Consider the following 21,864-nt stretch of genomic DNA (forward strand, 5'->3'; position numbering starts at 1 on the left):
GGGCTTGTTCTGACGAATATGGTTGCGGGAGCCGGATTTGAACCGACGACCTTCGGGTTATGAGCCCGACGAGCTACCAGGCTGCTCCATCCCGCGTCAGAGGGGCGCATTCTACGGATTCGTGTGCGCTTGTCAAACGCTTTCCTCGCAGATGCTATCAAGTGGTGCTTTAGACAGTTGCCTACCCACAAAAGAAAAGGCCACTGCATGAGCAGTGGCCTTTCAATATTTGGTTGCGGGAGCCGGATTTGAACCGACGACCTTCGGGTTATGAGCCCGACGAGCTACCAGACTGCTCCATCCCGCGTCTGTGGGGCGCATTCTACAGATGTTCAGCGCACTGGCAAGATTTATTTGCTTGATTTAACAAGCGTTTTCGCCGAGAGCATAAAAAAGGCCACTGCATGTGCAGTGGCCTTTTTCTGAATCTGGTTGCGGGAGCCGGATTTGAACCGACGACCTTCGGGTTATGAGCCCGACGAGCTACCAGGCTGCTCCATCCCGCGCCTGTGAGATCGAATTGTACGGATATCTTTCCCCGTGTCAAGCAATTTCCCTGGAAAACCCTTTCTCCGTCAGGCTGTTAGCCGTGTCGTCTAACGCTTGCGCAGCGTGCCTGGCAGTGTGCTCAGGTGTTTGAAGCGCTGGTGTGGCAAATGGCCCCTGAGCTAGTATCTGTATGAATTTACAGTGTCGGTTGTCATCCATGTCTCTGCGCAAGATCATCCATGTCGACTGTGACTGCTTTTATGCAGCCATCGAGATGCGCGACGATCCTAAGCTCGCCGGTCGCCCCATGGCGGTGGGCGGCTCGGCCGATCGCCGCGGGGTGATTGCCACCTGCAACTATGAAGCTCGGGCATATGGCGTGCGCTCGGCCATGTCTTCCCGGCACGCCCACAAGTTGTGTCCCGACCTGATCATCGTCAAGCCGCGCTTCGAGGCCTACCGCGAGGCGTCCCGCGAGATCCAGCAGATTTTTCGCGATTACACCGACCTCATCGAGCCGTTGTCGCTGGACGAGGCTTATCTGGATGTGACCGACAGCCAGTGGTTCGCCGGCAGTGCCACGCGCATTGCCGAAGATATCCGTCGGCGTGTCTCGCAGACCTTGCACATCACGGTGTCGGCCGGCGTAGCGCCGAACAAGTTCCTGGCCAAGATCGCCAGTGACTGGCGCAAGCCCAATGGGCTGTTCGTGATTACGCCCGGTGAGGTCGAGGCGTTCGTGGCCGCGCTGCCAGTCGCGCGTCTGCACGGTGTCGGCAAGGTGACCGCAGACAAGCTCAGTCGCCTGGGTATCGATACCTGTTCGGATTTGCGTGAGTGGACGCGGCTGGCGTTGGTGCGTGAATTCGGCAGCTTCGGCGAGCGGCTGTGGGGGCTGGCGCGGGGAATCGATGATCGCGTCGTACACAGCGACAGCAGGCGGCAATCGGTCAGTGTGGAGAATACGTACGATACCGACCTGCCAGACCTGGCCAGTTGCCTGGCGCGACTGCCTGAACTGCTCGACAGCCTCAACGAGCGTATTGCGCGAATGGACAGCAGCTATCGGCCAAGCAAGCCGTTCGTCAAGGTCAAGTTCCACGACTTCAGCCAGACCACCTTGGAACAGGCCAATGCCGGTCGCGACTTGCACAGCTACCAGCAGTTGCTCAGCCAGGCGTTCGCCCGCGGCTCTAAGCCGGTGCGCCTGTTGGGGGTGGGGGTCAGGTTGCAGGATTTGCGCGGTGCCCATGAACAGCTGGACCTGTTCACCGACCTTATGTAAGCCAGCGAGGGCTGCATCGCTGCAACCCTGCTTGTCATTCAGCTACTGTGCGCCGGGATCGGCGACCAGGCGGCCTGTCTGCTTTGCCAGTGTGCGAACGAATTCGCTCTGCAGTTCCGGGTCGTTGCGGGTCAGCTCGATCAGGCTCTGCTCCAACTCGCTGGCTTCTTCTTCCAGGCCAAGCTCGGAGAGCCTTTTGACCCGGTGTACCCATTGACCCACGTCGTCGTCTTCGAGGTCGTCGAAGATCAGCTCATGTGCCTCGCGCAGCTTGCCGCGCAGGCCGCTGCTGACCAGCAGGCTGGCATCGCCGCGTACGCCGTTGTCTTCATCGAACACCTGCAGGTGCAAGGTGCCGACCTGATTGAGGTTCTGCTCCGAGAACGGGCTGTCCAGCAGGTTAAGGCGCAGGATGCCTGCACGGTCGGTGGTCAGCGCGTGGGTCGTCTTGCCCGCCTTGACGTCCACCAGACGCTCGCTCCACGGCAGGCGAGTGAACTCTTCGCGCTGATCCTTGCGCACCTCGCTGATACCGGCCAGGTTTTGTTGCGCGCGGCCGTTGGACTGCACGTTCATGAACGGGTTGACGCCAGCGATGCCATATTCGAGCCAGTCGTGGGTCACGCTTTCGGGCAGGTTGCCCAGAGCGATCACGTTGACGACGTTGGCGCCGACCCCAGCGACGATGGCCACCGCGCCCAGCGGAATCTCATAGAGTTCGCGCCAGGGTTGGTAGGGCGTATAGCGATCATAGCGGCGGGTCACCTCGAACTCGGTGACTTCGAAACGCTTCTGCTCGCTGACCCGCACCCGTCTCTGGGGCAATTCCAGGACCTTGGGCTCACCCACGTCGATCTGCAGGCTGTGCTCGAGCAGCTTGCGCTCGACACGTTCCTCGTGTTCGCTGCGCTGCGACATCTGGTTGGCGCAGCCACTGAGCAGCAGCGCACCGCTGAGCGCGGCACCGCCAACGGCGGCCCGGCTCAGGTTGAAGGTACTTCGCTTGAACATGTTCACTCGAGCATTGGTTATCAGCGGCGAATGCGCGCTTGCAGGAAGGTCAGCACTTCGTTGACGGCCAGCGGTTGGGCGTCCTGTTCGGTACGGTGCTTGTACTCCAGGTTGCCTTCGGCCAGCGAGCGATCGCTGATGACGATGCGGTGTGGAATACCGATCAGCTCCATATCGGCGAACTTGATCCCGGGACTGGTTTTCTTGTCGCGGTCGTCGAGCAGAACGTCGAAACCAGCAGCCGTCAGTTCGGCGTAGAGCTTGTCGGTGGCTTCGCGAACGGCGTCGGTCTCATAGCGCAGTGGCACCAGGGCGATCTGGAACGGCGCCAGGGCATCGTTCCAGATGATGCCTTTGTCGTCATGGCTCTGCTCGATGGCGGCGGCGACCACGCGGGATACGCCAATGCCGTAGCAGCCCATGGACAGCACCACCGGCTTGCCGTTTTCACCCAGCACCTGGCACTTGAGCGATTCGCTGTACTTGGTGCCGAGTTGGAAAATATGCCCCACTTCGATGCCGCGCTTGATGACCAGGGTGCCTTGACCATCCGGGCTTGGGTCGCCTTCGACCACGTTGCGCAGGTCAGCCACCTGCGGAACCGGAAGGTCACGCTCCCAGTTGACGCCGAAGTAGTGCTTGTCGTCGATGTTGGCGCCGACGCCGAAGTCGCTCATCAGGGCCACCGAGCGGTCGATGATGCACTCGAGCGGCAGATTCAGCGGGCCCAGCGAGCCTGCACCGGCACCGATGGCCTGGCGCAGATCGTCTTCGGTGGCCATGACCAGCGGCTCGGCGACCTGCTCGAGCTTGACCGCCTTGATTTCGTTGAGCTCATGGTCGCCGCGAATGATCAGGGCGACCAGCTTGCCTTCTTCGGCGCCGCGCACGATCAGGGTCTTGACCGTCTTCTCGATCGGCAGGCCGTGTTGCTCGACCAGTTGGGCGATGGTCTTGGCGTTCGGCGTGTCGACCAGGCGCAGCTCTTCGGTAGGCGCGGGGCGCACACTTTCCCGTGGGATGGCTTCGGCCTTCTCGATGTTTGCCGCGTAATCGGAGCTGTCACTGAAAATCACATCGTCTTCGCCGGAAGAGGCAAGGACGTGGAATTCGTGGGAGTAGCTGCCGCCGATGGAGCCGGTGTCGGCTTGCACGGGACGGAAGTCCAGGCCCAGGCGGGTGAACACGTTGGTGTAGGCCTGGTGCATGCGGTCGTAGGTTTCCTGCAGGGAAGCCTGATCGGCATGGAAGGAATAGGCATCCTTCATGATGAACTCGCGACCACGCATCAGGCCGAAACGCGGGCGGATTTCGTCGCGGAACTTGGTCTGGATCTGGTACAGGTTCAGCGGCAACTGCTTATAGCTGGACAGCTCGTTGCGAGCGAGGTCGGTGATGACCTCCTCGTGGGTCGGGCCGACGCAGAATTCGCGGTTGTGGCGGTCTTTGACGCGCAGCAGTTCGGGGCCGTATTGCTCCCAGCGACCGGACTCCTGCCACAGCTCAGCGGGTTGGATGCTTGGCATCAGCACTTCCAGGGCGCCGGCGGCATTCATTTCCTCGCGCACCACGTTCTCGACCTTGCGCATCACCCGCAGGCCCATCGGCAGCCAGGTGTACAGGCCGGAAGCCAGCTTGCGAATCATGCCGGCACGCAGCATGAGCTGGTGGCTGATGACCACTGCGTCGGCAGGGGTTTCTTTTTGGGTGGCGAGCAAATATTGACTGGTGCGCATGGGGAGCCGTGTCGATTGCCTGAGGAGTTGAAATGACCCGCTAGTGTACGGGGTCGAGGGAGAGGCGTACAGGATGCCCCATGGGGGAGGGCGTTGTCAGCCCAAGAAAAAGCCCGGCGAATGCCGGGCCCTTTCAACTGAACGGTGCAAGCCGGAGCTTACAGGATGCTCAGCGGGTACTCGACGATCAGGCGCAGTTCGTCGATCGAAGCCGAACCGTAGTAGACGCCATCGGACGAGCGATAGGTAGCCTGACGGACGCGGAAGCTGAGGTCCTTGGCCGGGCCTTCCTGCAGGACATACTTGATGTCCACATCGCGTTCCCATTCCTTGCCTTTGCTGCTGTCTGCGACGTGAGCGTCGTAGCCGTAGACGTAGCGAGTCATGAAGCTCAGGCCTGGAACGCCGAACTGAGCGAAGTTCAGGTCGTAACGAGCTTGCCAGGATTTTTCGTTCTCGGCGTTAAAGTCCGAACGGGCCACGGAGTTGGACAGGAAGATGGTACCGCCGCCGTCTACGCCGTAGGCATAGTCGCCGTCGCCCTTGACGCGCTGATGCGCCAGGGTGAAGGTGTGCGGACCGACCTTGTACGCTGCCGACAGGCTCATGGCAGTGTTGTTCAGCTTGTCGCCGTCGTAGGCGCGAATTTCGTTGGAGCCTTCGCCGCGGGTGTTGTAGATGTTGAAGTCGAAGACCAGGCCCTGGTCGTCGGAGATCGGCAGTGCCCAGTTCAGGTTGCCGTACCATTTACGCCAGTAGTCTTCGACCTTGGAGTAGTAGACGCTGGCGCTGAGCGCATCGTTGATGGCGTAGGTGCCACCCAGGACGTTGGCTTCTTTCAGGTTCAGGCTGTCGTGACCCGTGCGGTTCTGCGCGTTCAGGCCAGTGAAGCGACCTGCGTTCAGGGTCAGGCCCTTGATTTCGCTGCTGGTGATCAATGCGCCTTCGGCGACTTCCGGCAGCAGGCGGCTGTCGTCGGTGGCGAAGACTGGCAGCGCGGTGAACTGGTTGCCGACTTTCAATACGGTGTTGGATACGCGGAACTTGATGGCGGCGCCGCCTTCGGAGAACTCATCCTGCGAGCGACCGTCGGAGCCGGCAGGGAACTGGCCGGTGCCTGCGCGGCCCTTGCCGCTGTCCAGTTTCAGGCCAAGCATGCCGATGGCATCGACGCCGACACCGATGGTGCCCTGGGTGAAGCCCGATTCGTAGGTGCCGAGGAAGCCCAGGCCGGTTTCCTCAACACGGCTCTTGCCGGAATCGTTGTTCCGGAAGTCGCGGCTGAAATACAGCATGCGGGTCTTGACGTTGAGCTTGCTGTCTTCGATGAAACCCTTGGATTCGTCTTGCGCAGAGGCGAATGCCATCTGCGAGGTCCCCGCCGAAACGGCCAGGGCGATCATGCTCCACTTCATCACGCGCATCGTGATTTGCTCCTTTGGTTTTAGGAAGAGTACCGCTGCACCCGGGTTTTTAGTTATTGGGGCAGCTCTTTCTTGTTATGTCGGCGTGGAGGTATAGCACGCCGACTTGTACTTGGCGATACGGCTAAATCAACCTTTTATTGCTGAATTCGGTTGTCGCTCACGGTGTTGCGGTACTGCAAATCACCGCGATTTTTCACGGTGCGATTCCTGGCGGGTTGCCTCGTTTGCTCTGAAGCAGCGACCTGCCAGTCTGGTTGCAAGGCAATGCAACAAGCGTGCTCATTTTCACGTTTTGTTGATGCTTTTTTCACATCCGCCTGCGTTCTCGCCCACAACCCCAGTGATTACGGGCGCCACAGCGGCCTCTGGTGTACCAAGAATGCGCTGGTCGGCACGCAGGCGAGTGGCGTGCAAAGTCAATGTGTTACCTGGGGTTATTGAAGTTGAGTAGTTTGTGCTCCGTCATGGCCAAGCGGTGAGCGAAGGCGCGCCATCGTGGTGCGAAAAGTAGCGCAGTGTTACTTGTGCCAGGTTCACGGGCTCAGTTCTGTGCGCATCCATGGGGCGCAGATCGACAGGGTAGGGTTTAGGCGGTGCCATCGTCGGATGGCCGCGGTATCCTCTGCGCTTCATTTCCCCCGCCTGGCGGGCATCATTGAGGAGATCGCCGTGTTTGTTCTGGATTCGCGCCTGCAGCAGGATTCCATCGAGCTGGGTCGGCTCACGCTGTGCAGCGTCCTGCTGAGCAAGGACGCCAACTACCCGTGGTTCATCCTGGTGCCGCAACGCGCCGAGGTCAGCGAAATCTTCGATCTTGACGAAGCCGACCAGCAGCAATTGTGGGTCGAAACCCAGTTGCTGGCCCAAGTGCTGAAACGTGCCTACGCCGCCGACAAGATGAACGTTGCGACCCTCGGAAACGTGGTCAGCCAGTTGCACATGCACGTCATCGTGCGCATGCGCGACGACGCTGCCTGGCCCGCGCCCGTGTGGGGGCGAGTGCCGGCCAAGGCGTATGAGGCTGGGCAAGTGGCACAGGTCCGCGCGCGGCTGCGTGAGGCGCTGGGCACCCAGTTCACCGAGGTTGCACATGACGCTTGAGGTTCGGCTGGTCGAACTGGAAAGTCGGCAGGCGTTTCAGGACGATACGCTGCAGTCGCTCAACGAGGTGGTGTTCGAGCAGGGTCGGCAGATCGAACGCCTGCAAGCGCAGATGCAGCAACTGCTCAAACGCTATGAAGATCTGGTCGGGCAGGTGGGCAGCGAAGAAGATGAGGCACCGCCGCCGCATTATTGAGTCGGACAAGGGCGCAGACGCCAGCGGGTCTGCGCCTTGGGTCGGGTTGCCGGTCAGCGTCGGTTGATGGCGACCACGTCCTCGGCCTGCAAGCCTTTGTCGCGGTGCATCACCGAAAATTCGACACGCTGTCCCTCGACCAGTACGCGGTGCCCTTCGCCGCGAATGGCACGGAAATGCACGAAGATGTCATCGCCCGAGTCGCGGGAGATGAAGCCGAAGCCCTTGGAGGTATTGAACCACTTGACGGTGCCGGTATCGCGCGCGCTGTCACTGCTGGCAGCCGACTGCGGGTGCTGAGACTTGCGCGGCGCCCGTGCGAACGCCGCTGCCAGATGCACGGCAACGGCCAGGGCGGCGCACAGCAGCGCGGGCAGGGTGCCCAGTTCCGGGCGGGCGAGCAGGGTAACGGTCTGCAGCACCACGGCGATCACCAGCAGTGCACTGGCCAGGCGTTGCAGTTGCTGGCGCCCCGCGCGGTAGTAAAGCGGCACGACCGGCGCCAGGAGCAGGTTGAGCAGGCCCAGCAGGGCCAGGTACACGGCTTGGGGGTTTTGCAGGAACGCAATCGCCTCGGTTCTGAGGCTTGGAATCGAGGCGAGCAGCAAAGCTGCAACGCCCGTCACCAGATGGACGATCTTGAACATGGGTTGGCTCACATTGATAAGGTCAATCACAGGAAGAGCTGGTGACGCGGTGCGCAGGTGTAGGCGCGATCACGTGACGGTCCAGCCTATGCACCCGGCATTTGTAGTCCGCACGGGTGGCACGCTGCCTATTTAACAGTAAAGGCGCAGGCTTCTCAAACCAGCCCGGCCGACTCGCCACGTGCGTTGCGCAACCCGGCACGGCAGTGCAAGTCTTGATACAGTGTGTGTCGCCTGCTTGATCATCAAGCTTTCATGCAAAAGGGGAGATTCATGGCAATTGATATCGGTATCAGTGAAGAAGATCGCAAGTCCATCGTCGATGGTCTGTCGCGTCTGCTGTCCGACACCTACGTGCTGTACCTGAAAACCCATAATTTCCACTGGAACGTCACCGGGCCGGCTTTTCGCACCCTGCACCTGATGTTCGAGGAGCAATACACCGAGCTGGCGCTGGCGGTCGATGCGATTGCCGAGCGTATTCGCGCACTGGGCTTCCCGGCGCCAGGTTCCTACGCGTTCTACGCTCGTCATTCTTCGATCAGCGAAGAAGAGGGCGTGCCCTCGGCCGACGAGATGATCCGCCAGCTGGTTCAGGGTCAGGAAGCGGTCACGCGCACCGCGCGCAGCGTTTTCCCGGTGGTCGAGAAAGTCAGCGACGAACCGACTGCCGACCTGCTCACCCAGCGCATGCAGGTCCATGAAAAGACCGCCTGGATGCTGCGCGCGCTGCTCGAAGGCAAGTAATTTCCAGGCGTTACCTGCAGTGCCCGGCCCGAGCGATCTGGCCGGGCACTGTCGTCTCCGGCGCAAGTGCTTCCCGCTGCATCGGTCGGCAGCATGAAGGCCTCATGGATGAGCGCCCGCGTTCCTGGCGGGTTTTCAGACTATGGAGGTAGGCGATGGAGGCAAGGGTTGCAATCGGACGTCCAACAGCATTGCAGCGCAACTGGCCAGGCAAGCAGTGCATCGATCCATTCAGCACCGATTTCGATATGCAGCGTGCGTGTCCGGTATCGCGCTCGGTGCGGCTCAACGGCTTTTCCACGTGCTTGAGGCTGGAGCGGGTGTACTGGCATATTCTCGAGCGGATTGCCGAAGCCAACCGCTGCTCGGTCAGCGCTGTGCTGTCGTATCTGGACCGAGAGGTGCATTTGCGCCACGGCGGGGTACGCAACTTCAGTGGGCTGGTGCGCGTGGTATGCGTCAACTGGTTGCTCGACCCACCGCACACACCTTGATCGGCGGGCTGCACTGCTTCGGCTAACCATATATAATCGCGGTTTTTGGCTGCTCAGGCAGTCTGCGTTGTGGTTGACGAGAGACATCGATGCCCCTGTATGACTATCAATGCGCCGCCTGCAGTCACCGACTGGAGGCGTTGCAGAAAATCAGCGCACCGCCTCTGACCGACTGTCCGGTCTGCCAGGCGCCTGAACTCCAGAAGCAGCTGTCGGTACCGGGTTTCCGCCTGGGCGGGGCCGGTTGGTACGAGACCGACTTCAAGACCGGGGCGAAGAAGAATCTTGCCAGCGGCGACAAGCCCGACTGAGCTCAATTGGCAGTGACCTGGTCTCGCAGCACCGGCCCTGGGCCTGAGACCTCACCGAATACACGATCACGAGAAGCGAACCACCATCATGATGCGCAGCCATTATTGCGGCCTACTGAACGAGAGCCTGGACGGCCAGGAAGTCACCCTTTGCGGCTGGGTCCATCGTCGCCGCGACCACGGCGGGGTGATCTTCCTCGATGTCCGTGACCGTGAAGGCCTGGCCCAGGTCGTGTTCGATCCTGATCGCGCCGACACCTTCGCCGCAGCCGATCGCGTTCGCAGCGAGTACGTCGTGCAGATCACCGGCAAGGTGCGTCTGCGTCCGGCCGGCGCCGTCAACGCCAACATGACCTCCGGTGCCATCGAGGTGCTGGGTTATGAGCTGAAGGTGCTGAACGAGGCGGAAACCCCTCCGTTCCCGCTCAACGAATACTCCGACGTGGGCGAAGAAACCCGCCTGCGCTACCGTTTCATCGATCTGCGTCGCCCGGAAATGGCGGAAAAGCTGCGCCTGCGTTCGCGCATCACCACCAGCATCCGCCGCTTCCTCGACGACAATGGCTTCCTTGACGTCGAAACGCCGATCCTGACCCGCGCAACGCCTGAGGGCGCTCGCGACTACCTGGTCCCTAGCCGCACCCACGCCGGCAGCTTCTTCGCCCTGCCGCAATCGCCACAGCTGTTCAAGCAACTGCTGATGGTCGCCGGCTTCGATCGCTACTACCAGATCGCCAAGTGCTTCCGTGACGAAGACCTGCGCGCCGATCGCCAGCCCGAGTTCACCCAGATCGATATCGAAACCAGCTTCCTCGGCGAAGACGAGATCATGGGCCTGACCGAGAGCATGATCCGCAAGCTGTTCAAGGAAGTGCTCGACCTGGAGTTCGGCGAATTCCCGCACATGACCTTCGAAGAGGCCATGCGTCGCTACGGTTCCGACAAGCCCGACCTGCGCAACCCGCTGGAACTGGTGGATGTCGCCGACCAGCTCAAGGATGTCGACTTCAAGGTCTTCGCAGGTCCGGCCAACGATCCCAAGTGCCGTGTCACGGCCCTGCGCCTGCCGGGCGGGGCGGCCATGCCACGCAGCAAGATCGACGAGTACACCAAGTTCGTCGGCATCTACGGTGCGCGTGGTCTGGCGTACATCAAGGTCAACGAACGTGCCAAGGGCGTCGAAGGCCTGCAGTCGCCGATCGTCAAGAACATTCCTGAGGCCAACCTCAACGTGATCCTCGATCGCGTCGGTGCGGTCGATGGCGATATCGTGTTCTTCGGCGCCGACAAGTTCAAAGTGGTCAGCGAGGCCCTGGGCGCATTGCGTATCCGCCTGGGTCATGACTTCGAACTGCTGACCTGCGAGTGGGCACCGATGTGGGTCGTCGACTTCCCGATGTTCGAAGAGAACGAAGACGGCAGTTTCACCGCATTGCACCACCCGTTCACCGCGCCCAAGTGCTCGCCTGAAGAACTGGAAGCCAATCCTGCCGGCGCTCTGTCGCGTGCCTACGATATGGTTCTGAACGGCACCGAGCTGGGTGGCGGTTCGATTCGTATCCACCGCAAGGAAATGCAGCAGGCAGTGTTCCGTCTGCTGGGTATCGACGCGGCCGAGCAGGAAGAGAAGTTCGGCTTCCTGCTCGACGCCCTGAAGTTCGGTGCGCCGCCGCACGGTGGCCTGGCGTTCGGTCTTGATCGTCTGGTTATGCTGATGACCGGCGCGCAGTCGATCCGCGAAGTGATCGCCTTCCCGAAAACCCAGAGCGCCGCGTGTGTCATGACTCAGGCGCCGGGTCTGGTGGATGCCAAGGCTCTGCGTGAACTGCACATCCGTCTGCGTGAGCAGACCAAAGTCGAGTAAGCGTGGTGACAGGGGCGCGTGCCTGGCAGGCGTCCCGTGCAGTCTCGCAGTTTTCCCGTACCGCCCCGTCAAGGGGCGGGACTGTTTCTGTATGAAGGATTTGGAGTCGTTATGGCTGGTCATTCCAAGTGGGCGAACATCAAGCACCGCAAAGAGCGCCAGGATGCCAAGAGAGGCAAGGTCTTCACCAAGTGGATTCGTGAGCTGACCGTCGCGGCCAAGCAGGGCGGTGGCGATCCGGCCTCCAACCCGCGCTTGCGTCTGGCGCTGGACAAGGCGCTGGGTGCGAACATGAGCCGCGACATCATCGACCGTGCGGTGGCACGCGGTGCCGGCACCAATGAAAGCGACAACGTCGAAGAGCTCAGCTACGAGGGTTACGGCCCTGGTGGCGTGGCGATCATGGTCGAGGCCATGACCGACAACCGCAATCGCACCGCAGCCGCCGTACGCCACGCGTTTTCCAAGTGTGGTGGTAACCTGGGCACCGATGGTTCGGTGGCCTACCTGTTCGAACGCAAAGGCCAGATCAGCTTCGCCCCGGGGGTCGATGAAGATGCGCTGATGGAAGCGGCCATGGAGGCCGATGCCGACGATGTGGTCGCCAACGACGATGGCTCGTTCGATGTCTTCGCCTCGTTCAACAGTTTCTACGCGGTGCGCAACACCCTGGAAGAAGCGGGCTTCAAGGCTGCCGACGCGGAAATCGTCATGCTGCCGACCACCAGCGCCGAGCTCGACCAGGAGGGCGCCGAGAAAGTCCTCAAGCTCATCGACATGCTCGAAGACCTCGATGACGTGCAGAATGTCTATTCCAACGCGCAGATCTCCGATGAGGTCATGGCGCAGCTAGGCTGATCTCCACTGCCGAGATGCGGTGCATGCGCGGGGGCGATGGCTTGCGTGTCTGCGCCGCCTCGAGCAGCTTCTACCCTTGCCTGGCGCATTCGCGCGCCCATCTTCCATTGCAGGCGCTATGACTCTGATTCTTGGTATCGACCCCGGCTCGCGGATTACCGGCTACGGTGTGGTCCGCCAGACCGCCCGTGGCTGCGAATACGTAGCCTCGGGGTGCATTCGCACAGGCTCTGGTGAATTGCCTGAGCGACTGCAGGTTGTGTTTCGCAGTGTCAGCGAGGTGATTCGCCAGCACGGGCCAGTGACCATGGGCATCGAGCGGGTGTTCATGGCGCGCAACCCCGACTCGGCGCTCAAGCTTGGGCAGGCCAGAGGCGCCGCGATCGTCGCGGCGGCTGAAGCAGGGCTGGAAGTAGCCGAATACAGCCCGACACAAATCAAGCAGGCCGTGGCCGGCACCGGCGGGGCCAACAAGGAGCAGGTGCAGTTGATGGTCATGCACCTGCTCAAGCTGACCCAGAAGCCGCAGATCGACGCCTCCGATGCCCTGGCCATCGCCCTGTGCCACGCCCACACCCGTTCCAGCCTGGTCCCCCATGGACTGAGTACGGCACGCCGGCGTGGCGGGCGCTTGCGCCTTTAGCCACTTCATGCGCTGATACATTTTTTGTGCCTAGGGAACGCTAACCCTGGGCATTTGCTGATAGGGTGAGGCGTCGCACAGTCGCCCCCACGAATGAAGGAAAGACACGTGATTGGACGTTTGCGCGGCACCTTGGCGGAAAAGCAGCCGCCGCACCTGATTATCGACGTCAATGGCCTGGGCTACGAGCTGGAGGTGCCGATGACCACGCTTTATCGTCTGCCCAAACTCGGCGAAACCGTGACGCTGCATACGCACCAGGTGGTGCGTGAAGACGCCCATTTGTTGTACGGCTTCTTCGAGAAGCGCGAGCGCGAACTGTTCCGCGAATTGATCCGCCTCAATGGCGTCGGGCCGAAGCTGGCGCTGGCGTTGATGTCCGGGCTCGAAGTGGATGAACTGGTGCGCTGCGTGCAGGCGCAGGATGCCTCGGTGCTGGTGCGTGTGCCTGGGGTGGGCAAGAAAACCGCCGAGCGTCTGCTGGTCGAACTCAAGGACCGCTTCAAGGCCTGGGAAACCTCGCCGGCCATGTTCACGCTGGTCTCCGACGGCCCGCTGCCGGCCGCTGCCGACTCCAGCGCCGAGGCCGATGCCGTCAGTGCTCTGGTTTCGCTCGGCTACAAGCCGCAGGAAGCGAGCAAGGCCATTGGCGCCATCAAGGATAAATCCGGCCTGAGCAGCGAAGAGCTGATTCGCCGCAGCCTCAAGGGGATGATCGTCAAGTGATCGAAGCTGACCGTCTCATCGCCGCCAGTGGCCGCGACCGCGAAGAGGTGCAGGATCGTGCGATCCGTCCGCTGCGGCTGGACGACTACATCGGCCAGCCCGTGGTACGCGACCAGATGGGCCTGTTCATCCAGGCGGCGCGAGGGCGTAACGAGTCGCTCGACCATACCTTGATCTTCGGTCCTCCGGGGTTGGGCAAGACCACCCTGGCCAACATTATCGCCAACGAAATGGGCGTTTCGGTCAAGAGCACCTCGGGGCCTATCCTCGAGCGGCCTGGCGATCTGGCAGCCATGCTCACCAACCTCGAACCTCACGATGTGCTGTTCATCGACGAGATTCATCGGCTGTCCCCCGTGGTCGAGGAGGTGTTGTATCCGGCCATGGAGGACTTCCAGCTCGACATCATGATCGGCGAAGGGCCCGCGGCACGTTCGATCAAGCTCGACCTGCCACCTTTCACCCTGGTCGGTGCCACGACGCGCGCCGGCATGCTGACCAACCCGCTGCGCGACCGCTTCGGCATCGTCCAGCGCCTGGAGTTCTACGGCAACAAGGACCTCACCACCATCGTCAGTCGCTCGGCCGGCATCCTTGGGCTACCCATCGATCCCGAGGGCGCCTTCGAGATCGCCCGCCGTGCCCGGGGTACTCCGCGGATCGCCAACCGCTTGCTGCGACGAGTGCGCGACTTCGCCCAGGTGCGGGGCAAGGGCCACATCACCAAGGCCATCGCCGATATGGCGCTGAACCTGCTGGATGTCGACGAGCGCGGTTTCGACCATTCCGACCGCCGTCTACTGCTGACCATGATCGAGAAGTTCGACGGTGGTCCGGTGGGCGTCGACAACCTGGCCGCAGCGATCAGCGAAGAGCGCCACACCATCGAGGATGTGCTGGAGCCGTACCTAATCCAGCAGGGCTACATCATGCGTACACCGCGCGGTCGGGTGGTGACCCGGCACGCCTATCTGCACTTTGGTCTGAACATACCCGGGCGTTTCGCCGAGGGTGGGGAGTTTTCCGATCCTGACGACCAGTGAACGATCAAAACGCTTTTTTCGTGGTCCTACCGCTGGCAGTTCAAGGCGGGGCTGGCAATCCGACATGATCGGCGAAAAAACAGTTGTCTCGCCGGATTGGCAAGCTGAGGAGTAAGCACTAGAGTATGCGCGCGCAAAATGAGCTGGCACCGTTCGCACACCGCTGTCGCGTCTATTACGAAGATACCGATGCCGGCGGAGTGGTGTATTACGTCAACTACCTCAAGTTCATGGAGCGTGCGCGCACCGAGCGGCTGCGTCATCTTGGTTTTTCCCAATCACAACTGGCAGAACAGGATCTCCTGTTCGTGGTCCATTCGAGCGAAGCGCGGTATCTTGCGCCGGCCCGACTTGACGACGAGCTGCGGGTCACTGCGCACGTGTCGGAGCTGGGGCGGGCCAGCCTGCGTTTCACTCAGCAGGTGTGGCGTGAGCCAGATCAGACCCTGCTGTGCGAAGGGCAATTTCTGATAGCGGCCGTGCGCGCCGAAACTTTCAAACCCCGGGCCATCCCCCCAGCGCTGCGTGATGCCTTTGTGGCAGACGTCTCGGGTAATCAATCGAACGCAGGAGAATAAGCGTGGAAGCAAACGTCGTCGACCATACCTCCATGTGGAGCCTGGTCGCCAATGCCAGTGTCGTGGTGCAGCTGGTCATGTTGACCCTGGTGGCCGCCTCGGTGACCTCGTGGATCATGATTTTCCAGCGCAGCAACATGCTGCGCGCCGGCCGTCGTGCGCTGGACGCGTTCGAAGAGCGTTTCTGGTCTGGCATCGACCTGTCCAAGCTGTACCGTCAGGCTGGCAGCAATCCTGACCCGGACTCGGGTGTCGAGCAGGTGTTCCGCGCCGGCTTCAAGGAGTTCTCCCGTCTGCGCCAGCAGCCTGGGGTCGACCCGGATGCGGTCATGGAAGGTGTTGGTCGGGCCATGCGCGTGGCCATCTCCCGTGAGGAAGAAAAGCTCGAGCAAGGCCTGCCGTTCCTGGCCACCGTCGGCTCGACCAGCCCGTATGTCGGTCTGTTCGGTACCGTCTGGGGCATCATGAACTCGTTCCGCGGCCTGGCCAGCGCCCAACAAGCGACCCTCGCTACCGTAGCGCCAGGTATCGCCGAAGCGCTGATCGCCACGGCAATCGGCCTGTTCGCAGCCATCCCTGCAGTGATCGCCTACAACCGCTTCGCTGCCCGCAGCGAGACACTGATCGGCCGTTACTACACGTTCGCCGATGAGTTCCAGGCCATCCTGCACCGCAAAGTACACACCAGCGAAGAGTAATCAGGTAGAAACCCATGGCCCGAGTTCGCCACAAACGCAAGCCGGTCGCCGAGATGAATGTGGTGCCCTACATCGACGTGATGCTGGTGCTGCTGGTCATCTTCATGGTGACTGCCCCCATGCTCAATCAGGGCGTGAAGGTAGACCTGCCGAAAGTGTCCAGCGAGGCGTTGCCTCAAGACAACAACGTGCAGATCCTGACCATCTCGATCAAAGCCGACAAGACCTACTACTGGAATCTGGGTAGCGAGGTCGACACCGACAAGCAGATGGACCGGGCGATGACGTTGCCCGACATGACCAATGCCGTGACCAAGATCATTGCCGCAGGCCGTGATCAGGGCAAGCAGACGCAGGTGTTCATCCGTGGCGACAAGGCCGTGGACTATGGTGCGGTAATGGGTGCCATGGGCGGACTGCAGAAAGCCGGTGTCGGTAACGTTGGCTTGATTACCGAGGCCCCCTGATGCAGCAGCGAGAGCCCTCCGCCTCGGAAAGCTACTTCTGGCCCAGCGTCTGGGCCATTGGCCTGCATGTGCTGGTGTTCGGCATGCTGTTCGTCAGCTTTGCCATGACGCCTGAACTGCCGCCGTCCAAACCCATCGTTCAGGCTACGCTCTATCAGCTCAAGTCCAAGAGCCAGGCCACCACCCAGACCAATCAGAAGATTGCCGGGGAGGCCAAGAAGACCGCCTCGCGTCAGACCGAGGTCGAGCAGCTCGAGCAGAAAAAGGTCGAGCAGGAGGCCGTGAAGGCCGCGGAACAAAAGAAAGCCGACGCTGCTCAAAAAGCCGAAGAAGCTGCCAAGGCCGCCGAGGCGAAGAAGGCCGAGGAGGCTGCCAAGGCCAACGAAGCGAAGAAAGCGGCTGAGGCCAAGAAGGCCGACGACTCCAAGAAGGCTGACGAGGCGAAGAAGGCCGCTGAAAAGCAGCAGGCCGATATCGCCAAGAAAAAGGCCGAGGAAGAGGCCAAGAAGAAAGCCGAAGAGGAGGCCAAGAAACAGGCCGCCGAAGAGGCCAAGAAGAAGGCGGCCGAGGACGCCAAGAAGCAGGCGGCTGAAGACGCCAAGAAGAAAGCTGCAGAGGACGCCAAGAAGAAAGCGGCGGCCGAAGAGGCGAAGAAGAAGGCAGCTGAAGAGGCCAAGAAAAAGGCCGCAGCAGATGCTCAGAAGAAAAAGGCCCAGGAGGCTGCACGCAAGTCGGCTGAAGAGAAGAAAGCGCAGGCCCTGGCCGAGCTGCTGTCCGATAATACCGAGCGCCAGCAGGCCCTGGCTGACGAGCAGGGCGACCAGGTGGCAGGTGATTTCGATGACCTGATTCGCATGCGAGCGGCAGAAGGATGGGCTCGACCACCATCGGCACGCAAGGGCATGACGGTGGTGCTGCAGATCAACATGCTGCCTGATGGTACGGTGACCGGCGTCAAGGTGTTGAAGTCCAGCGGCGATGGTCCGTTCGACAGCTCAGCCGTGGCGGCCGTCAAGAACATTGGTCGTCTGACCGAAATGCAAGGCTTGAAGCCGAACGAGTTCAACCCGTATCGGTCATTCAAGATGACATTTACACCTGAGGATCTTGCGTTGTGATTAAACGTCTGAGAGGACTGCTCGTCTTGCTCTGCTGCGTGGCAGGCATGGCAGTGGCAGATGAAAAGAACATCCTGGTCACCAGCGGTAGCGACCGGGCCACTCCGATCGCGGTCGTGCCGTTCGGTCTGCAGGGCGGCAGCGTGTTGCCCGAGGACATGGCCGAGATCATCGGCAACGACCTGCGCAACTCCGGCTACTACGCGCCGATTCCCCGGCAGAACATGATCAGCCAGCCAAGCCAGGCCAGCGAAGTCATTTTCCGTGACTGGAAAGCGCTCGGTGCACAGTACGTGATGGTCGGCAGCATCACCCCGTCGGGTGGTCGTCTGCAGGTCCAGTACGCGCTGTTCAACGTGGCCACTGAGCAGCAGGTCATGACCGGCAGCGTCTCCGGCACGGTCGACCAGCTGCGCGACATGTCGCACTACATCGCCGACCAGTCGTTCGAAAAGCTCACCGGCATCAAGGGTGCGTTCTCCACCCGCATGCTGTACGTGACTGCCGAACGCTTCTCGGCCAACAATACCCGCTACACGCTGCAACGTTCCGATTACGACGGTGCTCGGGCCGTGACCCTGCTGCAGTCGCGTGAGCCAATCCTGTCGCCGCGCTTCGCGCCCGATGGCAAGCGTATCGCCTATGTCTCGTTCGAGCAGAAGCGTCCGCGCATCTTCGTCCAGCACATCGACACCGGCCGCCGCGAGCAGATCACCAACTTCGAAGGTCTCAATGGCGCGCCGGCCTGGTCGCCTGATGGTTCGCGCCTGGCGTTCGTGCTGTCCAAGGACGGCAACCCGGACATCTACGTGATGAACATGGGTTCGCGTCAGATCAGCCGTGTCACCGCAGGTCCTGGCATCAATACTGAACCGTTCTGGGGCAAGGATGGCAACACCATCTACTTCACCTCCGACCGTGGTGGCAAACCGCAGATCTATAAAAGTTCGGTTTCCGGTGGTGGCGCCGAGCGTGTCACTTTCGTGGGTAACTACAACGCCAACCCGAAACTTTCCGCCGATGAAAAAACCCTGGTAATGATCCATCGCCAGCAAGGTTTCACCAACTTCAAGGTGGCGGCACAAGACTTGCAGCGCGGAAGTGTAAAGATTCTCTCCGAGACCAGTCTTGATGAGTCGCCTACTGTTGCGCCCAACGGCACCATGCTAATCTACGCCACCCGCCAGCAGGGCCGGGGAGTCTTGATGCTCGTGTCCCTAAACGGACGCACGAGGCTCCCGCTTCCTACCGCTCAAGGCGAAGTCAGAGAACCGTCCTGGTCCCCTTACCTGAACTGATTGCGGCGTAATACTTTTGCTTAACACACTGGGGTTTCATTAGGAGTTTCACGATGGAAATGCTGAAGTTTGGTAAATTCGCTGCGCTGGCTCTGGCCATGGCCGTAGCGGTAGGTTGCTCCTCCAAGGGCGGTGACAACGCAGGTGAAGGCGGCGCTGCTGTTGATCCTAACGCTGGCTACGGTGCCAACACTGGTGCGGTCGACGGCAGCCTGAGCGAAGAAGCTGCTCTGCGCGCAATCACCACCTTCTACTTCGAATACGACAGCTCGGACCTGAAGCCAGAAGCCATGCGCGCTCTGGACGTTCACGCCAAGGACCTGAAAGCCAACGGCAACCGTGTCGTTCTGGAAGGTAACACCGACGAGCGCGGTACCCGTGAGTACAACATGGCTCTGGGCGAGCGTCGTGCCAAGGCCGTTCAGCGTTACCTGGTACTGCAGGGCGTTTCCCCTGCTCAGCTGGAACTGGTTTCCTACGGCGAAGAGCGTCCAGTTGCTACCGGCAACGACGAGCAGAGCTGGGCCCAGAACCGTCGCGTAGAACTGCGTAAGTAAGTTCCTATGCGTAAGTGCCGCCTTGCTGTAACCGTCCTCGCCCTCAGCCTGCCGCTTTCTGCGCTGGCTGCGGTTCCTATCGTTGATGACAACGCCGGTGGCTACCCACCTGCGGGTTATGGCACGAGCGGCGCTTATGCCGGCGCAGGGGCTTCGACCCCTGCTTCGGCACAAGGGCAGCTGTTCATGCAGTTGCAACAGATGCAAGACCAGATCTCTCGCCAGCAGGGCATCATCGAAGAGCTGCAGAACGATGTTGCGCGCATGAAGCAAGAGGGTCTGGAGCGTTATCAGGACCTGGATCGACGCATCAGCAGCGCACCTGCGCCTGCGGCGGCATCCGATAATTCTTCTGCCGGCGGCGCTGCCGCGGGCTCGGCGGGTGGTGACTCGGGCACCAACGCCAAACCGTCAGCTTCAAGCAACGAGGCCGGCGATCCTGCGAAAGAGAAGCTGTACTACGACGCTGCTTTCGACCTGATCAAGCAAAAGGATTTCGACAAGGCCAGTCAGGCCTTCGCCGCGTTCCTGCGCAAGTACCCCAGCAGCCAATATGCCGGTAACGCGCAGTACTGGCTGGGTGAAGTGAATCTGGCCAAAGGTGATCTGCAAGGCGCCAGCCAGGCGTTCGCCAAGGTCGCCCAGGCCTATCCGAAACACAGCAAGGTGCCTGACTCACTGTACAAACTGGCCGATGTCGAGCGACGTCTGGGCCATACCGACAAGGTCAAAGGTATCCTGCAGCAGGTGGTCAACCAGTATCCCGGCACCTCTGCCGCACAACTGGCACAACGCGACTTGCAGCGTTTGTAAGCGGTACCGTCGGAAAGAAACCCGCGCCTGTCGCGGGTTTTTTCGTTAGACTCTGCGCCCTTTTCAACCACCACGCTGTTGCGGATAACGCTATGTCGAGTCCGTATCAGTGCCTCACGGAGGCGGGCAGCCTGTGTCGCTGCCTTGCCCTAGGCGGACCATGCAAGACACTTTACGTATTACCGAAGTCTTCTATTCGCTGCAGGGCGAAACACGGACGGCAGGCCTGCCGACCGTATTCGTCCGGCTCACCGGCTGTCCCCTGCGCTGCCAATACTGCGACAGCGCCTATGCCTTCACTGGCGGCACCCAGCGCACCCTGGATTCGTTGATGGAGCAGGTGGCCTCGTTCAAGCCGCGGCATGTGTGCGTGACGGGCGGTGAGCCGCTCGCCCAGCCCAACGCACTGCCGTTGCTGCAACGGCTTTGCGATGCAGGTTACGAGGTCAACCTGGAGACCAGCGGAGCCCTGGATATCTCTGCCACTGATGTACGCGTCAGCCGGGTAGTGGACCTGAAAACGCCGGGGTCGCTGGAGTGTCACCGCAACCGCTACGAGAACATGCAGCACCTCACCCCTAACGATCAGGTCAAGTTCGTGATCTGCTCACGTGAGGACTACGACTGGGCCGTGTCCAAACTGATCGAGTTCGATCTCGCTCAGCGTGCTGGTGAAGTGCTGTTCTCGCCCAGCCATGTTCAGGTCAATGCACGCGACCTGGCCGACTGGATAGTTGCCGACAACCTTCCCGTGCGTTTCCAGCTGCAACTGCACAAGTTGCTGTGGAACGACGAGCCCGGACGTTGATTAGAGGATTAGCTGATGAATACTGAAAAACGCGCAGTCATTCTGCTCTCTGGTGGCCTGGACTCGGCGACCGTCGTGGCCATGGCCCAAGCGCAAGGCTACAGCTGCTACACCATGAGCTTCGACTACGGCCAGCGTCACCGCGCCGAACTGAACGCCGCTGCGCGGGTTGCCCGCGACATGGGCGTGGTCGAGCATAAAGTGATTGGACTGGACCTCAATGGCATGGGCGGTTCGGCACTCACCGACAACAGCATCGACGTGCCTGAAGCACCCACAGAGGGCATTCCAGTCACCTACGTGCCAGCACGCAACACCGTGTTCCTGGCGCTGGCGTTGGGCTGGGCCGAGGTGCTGCAGGCGCGCGACATTTTCATTGGTGTGAACGCGGTGGATTACTCAGGTTATCCAGATTGCCGCCCCGAGTTCGTCGAGGCCTTCGAGACCATGGCCAACCTTGCCACCAAGGCCGGCGTGGAAGGGCAGGGCTTTCGGATTCAAGCGCCGCTGCAGAACATGAGCAAGGCGCAGATCATCCAGGCGGGTATCGAGCGTGGTGTGAATTACGCCTTGACCGTGTCGTGCTATCAAGCCGACGACCAAGGGCGTGCCTGTGGCAAATGCGACAGCTGCAGGTTGCGTGCCGAAGGCTTTCATGCCGTAGGCGTAGCTGATCCAACCCCTTATTTTTAATTTTTTGCGCGTAGGGTATTGATTTAGCTCTGAAATTCTATATTATACGCGCCATCCAACGGGTCGTTAGCTCAGTTGGTAGAGCAGTTGGCTTTTAACCAATTGGTCGTAGGTTCGAATCCTACACGACCCACCATATCTGCAATGGTTGACGGAAAGCGTTCAACGCTGAAGTATCCCGCAAGCCTGTGAGGCGGCAGTCAATGTCGCTTCTCTGCACAGAAAGCCCGCCTTGATGGCGGGTTTTTTTGTGCCC

At 60.9% G+C, this 21,864-nt stretch carries 23 protein-coding genes, 4 tRNA genes and 2 pseudogenes; 21 read left to right on the forward strand and 8 right to left on the reverse strand.

Annotated elements, in window-relative coordinates; translation table 11 throughout:
* Positions 1-19: 19 nt before the first annotated feature.
* The 3 genes from LK03_RS11080 to LK03_RS11090 all read right to left on the reverse strand — a co-directional run bounded on the left by LK03_RS11080 (position 20) and on the right by LK03_RS11090 (position 506).
* Positions 20-96 (reverse strand) — tRNA-Met (locus tag LK03_RS11080).
* A 134-nt stretch (positions 97-230) separates the two neighbouring features.
* Positions 231-307 (reverse strand) — tRNA-Met (locus LK03_RS11085).
* Positions 308-429: 122 nt separating this feature from the next.
* Positions 430-506 (reverse strand) — tRNA-Met (locus tag LK03_RS11090).
* A gap of 206 nt (positions 507-712) precedes the next feature.
* Between LK03_RS11090 and dinB the strand changes: the two genes are divergently transcribed.
* On the forward strand, positions 713-1,774 hold the full coding sequence (gene dinB / locus LK03_RS11095) for a DNA polymerase IV (protein WP_430962078.1): 1,062 nt from the start codon (positions 713-715) through the stop codon (positions 1,772-1,774).
* A 42-nt stretch (positions 1,775-1,816) separates the two neighbouring features.
* Here dinB and LK03_RS11100 read toward each other — a convergent pair whose 3' ends face one another.
* From LK03_RS11100 to LK03_RS11110, 3 genes are all read right to left on the reverse strand, one after another.
* Complete coding sequence (locus tag LK03_RS11100) at positions 1,817-2,785, reverse strand: lipoprotein (RefSeq protein ID WP_038412386.1); 969 nt, start codon at positions 2,783-2,785, stop codon at positions 1,817-1,819.
* A 20-nt stretch (positions 2,786-2,805) separates the two neighbouring features.
* Complete coding sequence (locus LK03_RS11105; protein WP_038412387.1) at positions 2,806-4,521, reverse strand: proline--tRNA ligase; 1,716 nt, start codon at positions 4,519-4,521, stop codon at positions 2,806-2,808.
* Positions 4,522-4,679: 158 nt separating this feature from the next.
* On the reverse strand, positions 4,680-5,945 hold the full coding sequence (locus LK03_RS11110; protein ID WP_038412388.1) for an OprD family porin: 1,266 nt from the start codon (positions 5,943-5,945) through the stop codon (positions 4,680-4,682).
* Between the two features lie 672 nt (positions 5,946-6,617).
* Between LK03_RS11110 and LK03_RS11115 the strand changes: the two genes are divergently transcribed.
* On the forward strand, positions 6,618-7,049 hold the full coding sequence (locus tag LK03_RS11115) for an HIT domain-containing protein (protein WP_038414687.1): 432 nt from the start codon (positions 6,618-6,620) through the stop codon (positions 7,047-7,049).
* The gene (locus LK03_RS11120; RefSeq protein ID WP_038412390.1) at positions 7,039-7,245 is read left to right on the forward strand and encodes a SlyX family protein; all 207 of its coding nucleotides are present in this window, start codon (positions 7,039-7,041) and stop codon (positions 7,243-7,245) included. Before LK03_RS11115 ends, LK03_RS11120 begins: the two co-directional genes overlap by 11 nt.
* A gap of 53 nt (positions 7,246-7,298) precedes the next feature.
* On the opposite strand, the pseudogene LK03_RS22835 reads toward LK03_RS11120, so the two are convergent.
* Both LK03_RS22835 and LK03_RS22840 read right to left on the reverse strand, forming a co-directional pair.
* A pseudogene (locus LK03_RS22835) lies at positions 7,299-7,508 on the reverse strand (cold shock domain-containing protein); the annotation flags it as partial.
* A gap of 78 nt (positions 7,509-7,586) precedes the next feature.
* A pseudogene (locus LK03_RS22840) lies at positions 7,587-7,892 on the reverse strand (cold shock domain-containing protein membrane protein); the annotation flags it as partial.
* A gap of 273 nt (positions 7,893-8,165) precedes the next feature.
* On the opposite strand from LK03_RS22840, the gene LK03_RS11130 reads away from it, so the two are divergent.
* The 18 genes from LK03_RS11130 to LK03_RS11215 all read left to right on the forward strand — a co-directional run bounded on the left by LK03_RS11130 (position 8,166) and on the right by LK03_RS11215 (position 21,744).
* Positions 8,166-8,639, forward strand: a complete 474-nt coding sequence (locus tag LK03_RS11130) for a Dps family protein (protein ID WP_038412393.1) — start codon at positions 8,166-8,168, stop codon at positions 8,637-8,639.
* A 155-nt stretch (positions 8,640-8,794) separates the two neighbouring features.
* Positions 8,795-9,133 (forward strand): ribbon-helix-helix domain-containing protein, encoded by a 339-nt coding sequence (locus LK03_RS11135; RefSeq protein ID WP_038412394.1) that lies wholly within the window; start codon positions 8,795-8,797, stop codon positions 9,131-9,133.
* 89 nt (positions 9,134-9,222) lie between these two features.
* Positions 9,223-9,444 carry an FmdB family zinc ribbon protein gene (locus LK03_RS11140; RefSeq protein WP_038412395.1) on the forward strand — a complete coding sequence of 74 codons (222 nt, stop codon included), beginning with the start codon at positions 9,223-9,225 and terminating at the stop codon, positions 9,442-9,444.
* Positions 9,445-9,532: 88 nt separating this feature from the next.
* A complete protein-coding gene (gene aspS / locus LK03_RS11145; protein WP_038412396.1) occupies positions 9,533-11,308 on the forward strand; it encodes an aspartate--tRNA ligase in 1,776 nt (591 codons plus the stop codon).
* A 111-nt stretch (positions 11,309-11,419) separates the two neighbouring features.
* Positions 11,420-12,166, forward strand: coding sequence for a YebC/PmpR family DNA-binding transcriptional regulator (locus LK03_RS11150; protein WP_038412397.1), 747 nt, complete (start codon positions 11,420-11,422; stop codon positions 12,164-12,166).
* Between the two features lie 118 nt (positions 12,167-12,284).
* Positions 12,285-12,809, forward strand: a complete 525-nt coding sequence (ruvC, locus tag LK03_RS11155) for a crossover junction endodeoxyribonuclease RuvC (RefSeq protein WP_038412398.1) — start codon at positions 12,285-12,287, stop codon at positions 12,807-12,809.
* A 108-nt stretch (positions 12,810-12,917) separates the two neighbouring features.
* Positions 12,918-13,535 carry a Holliday junction branch migration protein RuvA gene (gene ruvA / locus LK03_RS11160; RefSeq protein ID WP_038412399.1) on the forward strand — a complete coding sequence of 206 codons (618 nt, stop codon included), beginning with the start codon at positions 12,918-12,920 and terminating at the stop codon, positions 13,533-13,535.
* A complete protein-coding gene (ruvB, locus tag LK03_RS11165) occupies positions 13,532-14,578 on the forward strand; it encodes a Holliday junction branch migration DNA helicase RuvB (protein WP_038412401.1) in 1,047 nt (348 codons plus the stop codon). Before ruvA ends, ruvB begins: the two co-directional genes overlap by 4 nt.
* A 125-nt stretch (positions 14,579-14,703) precedes the next feature.
* Complete coding sequence (gene ybgC, locus LK03_RS11170) at positions 14,704-15,156, forward strand: tol-pal system-associated acyl-CoA thioesterase (RefSeq protein ID WP_038412402.1); 453 nt, start codon at positions 14,704-14,706, stop codon at positions 15,154-15,156.
* A 2-nt stretch (positions 15,157-15,158) separates the two neighbouring features.
* Positions 15,159-15,854 carry a protein TolQ gene (gene tolQ / locus LK03_RS11175; RefSeq protein WP_038412404.1) on the forward strand — a complete coding sequence of 232 codons (696 nt, stop codon included), beginning with the start codon at positions 15,159-15,161 and terminating at the stop codon, positions 15,852-15,854.
* Between the two features lie 14 nt (positions 15,855-15,868).
* Positions 15,869-16,321 carry a protein TolR gene (tolR, locus tag LK03_RS11180; protein ID WP_038412405.1) on the forward strand — a complete coding sequence of 151 codons (453 nt, stop codon included), beginning with the start codon at positions 15,869-15,871 and terminating at the stop codon, positions 16,319-16,321.
* Positions 16,321-17,439 (forward strand): cell envelope integrity protein TolA, encoded by a 1,119-nt coding sequence (gene tolA, locus LK03_RS11185; RefSeq protein WP_049870470.1) that lies wholly within the window; start codon positions 16,321-16,323, stop codon positions 17,437-17,439. The genes tolR and tolA overlap by 1 nt, the downstream gene beginning before the upstream one ends.
* A 47-nt stretch (positions 17,440-17,486) precedes the next feature.
* Positions 17,487-18,737 (forward strand): Tol-Pal system beta propeller repeat protein TolB, encoded by a 1,251-nt coding sequence (tolB, locus tag LK03_RS11190; RefSeq protein ID WP_049870471.1) that lies wholly within the window; start codon positions 17,487-17,489, stop codon positions 18,735-18,737.
* A gap of 53 nt (positions 18,738-18,790) precedes the next feature.
* Positions 18,791-19,294: a peptidoglycan-associated lipoprotein Pal gene (gene pal / locus LK03_RS11195; protein ID WP_028696870.1), complete on the forward strand. Its 504-nt coding sequence runs from the start codon at positions 18,791-18,793 to the stop codon at positions 19,292-19,294.
* A 6-nt stretch (positions 19,295-19,300) separates the two neighbouring features.
* Positions 19,301-20,107 (forward strand): tol-pal system protein YbgF, encoded by an 807-nt coding sequence (gene ybgF / locus LK03_RS11200; protein WP_038412408.1) that lies wholly within the window; start codon positions 19,301-19,303, stop codon positions 20,105-20,107.
* 160 nt (positions 20,108-20,267) lie between these two features.
* Positions 20,268-20,915 carry a 7-carboxy-7-deazaguanine synthase QueE gene (gene queE / locus LK03_RS11205; RefSeq protein ID WP_038412409.1) on the forward strand — a complete coding sequence of 216 codons (648 nt, stop codon included), beginning with the start codon at positions 20,268-20,270 and terminating at the stop codon, positions 20,913-20,915.
* Positions 20,916-20,930: 15 nt separating this feature from the next.
* On the forward strand, positions 20,931-21,608 hold the full coding sequence (queC, locus tag LK03_RS11210; protein ID WP_038412410.1) for a 7-cyano-7-deazaguanine synthase QueC: 678 nt from the start codon (positions 20,931-20,933) through the stop codon (positions 21,606-21,608).
* Positions 21,609-21,668: 60 nt separating this feature from the next.
* Positions 21,669-21,744, forward strand: a tRNA-Lys gene (locus LK03_RS11215).
* The last annotated feature ends 120 nt before the right edge of the window (positions 21,745-21,864 follow it).

Origin of the sequence: Pseudomonas cremoricolorata (genome assembly GCF_000759535.1) — a bacterium.
Taxonomy (GTDB): domain Bacteria; phylum Pseudomonadota; class Gammaproteobacteria; order Pseudomonadales; family Pseudomonadaceae; genus Aquipseudomonas; species Aquipseudomonas cremoricolorata_A.

Bases quoted from the DNA above. Each gene is read 5' to 3' on its own strand.
- tolR (WP_038412405.1), top strand. From the start codon at position 15,869: ATGGCCCGAGTTCGCCACAAACGCAAGCCGGTCGCCGAGATGAATGTG.
- aspS (WP_038412396.1), top strand. From the start codon at position 9,533: ATGATGCGCAGCCATTATTGCGGCCTACTGAACGAGAGCCTGGACGGC.
- LK03_RS11110 (WP_038412388.1), bottom strand. From the start codon at position 5,945: ATGCGCGTGATGAAGTGGAGCATGATCGCCCTGGCCGTTTCGGCGGGG.
- LK03_RS11150 (WP_038412397.1), top strand. From the start codon at position 11,420: ATGGCTGGTCATTCCAAGTGGGCGAACATCAAGCACCGCAAAGAGCGC.
- ybgF (WP_038412408.1), top strand. From the start codon at position 19,301: ATGCGTAAGTGCCGCCTTGCTGTAACCGTCCTCGCCCTCAGCCTGCCG.
- LK03_RS11120 (WP_038412390.1), top strand. From the start codon at position 7,039: ATGACGCTTGAGGTTCGGCTGGTCGAACTGGAAAGTCGGCAGGCGTTT.
- pal (WP_028696870.1), top strand. From the start codon at position 18,791: ATGGAAATGCTGAAGTTTGGTAAATTCGCTGCGCTGGCTCTGGCCATG.
- LK03_RS11100 (WP_038412386.1), bottom strand. From the start codon at position 2,785: ATGTTCAAGCGAAGTACCTTCAACCTGAGCCGGGCCGCCGTTGGCGGT.
- queE (WP_038412409.1), top strand. From the start codon at position 20,268: ATGCAAGACACTTTACGTATTACCGAAGTCTTCTATTCGCTGCAGGGC.
- LK03_RS11105 (WP_038412387.1), bottom strand. From the start codon at position 4,521: ATGCGCACCAGTCAATATTTGCTCGCCACCCAAAAAGAAACCCCTGCC.
- LK03_RS11135 (WP_038412394.1), top strand. From the start codon at position 8,795: ATGGAGGCAAGGGTTGCAATCGGACGTCCAACAGCATTGCAGCGCAAC.
- LK03_RS11130 (WP_038412393.1), top strand. From the start codon at position 8,166: ATGGCAATTGATATCGGTATCAGTGAAGAAGATCGCAAGTCCATCGTC.
- LK03_RS11140 (WP_038412395.1), top strand. From the start codon at position 9,223: ATGCCCCTGTATGACTATCAATGCGCCGCCTGCAGTCACCGACTGGAG.
- ruvC (WP_038412398.1), top strand. From the start codon at position 12,285: ATGACTCTGATTCTTGGTATCGACCCCGGCTCGCGGATTACCGGCTAC.
- ybgC (WP_038412402.1), top strand. From the start codon at position 14,704: ATGCGCGCGCAAAATGAGCTGGCACCGTTCGCACACCGCTGTCGCGTC.
- queC (WP_038412410.1), top strand. From the start codon at position 20,931: ATGAATACTGAAAAACGCGCAGTCATTCTGCTCTCTGGTGGCCTGGAC.
- tolB (WP_049870471.1), top strand. From the start codon at position 17,487: ATGGCAGTGGCAGATGAAAAGAACATCCTGGTCACCAGCGGTAGCGAC.
- tolA (WP_049870470.1), top strand. From the start codon at position 16,321: ATGCAGCAGCGAGAGCCCTCCGCCTCGGAAAGCTACTTCTGGCCCAGC.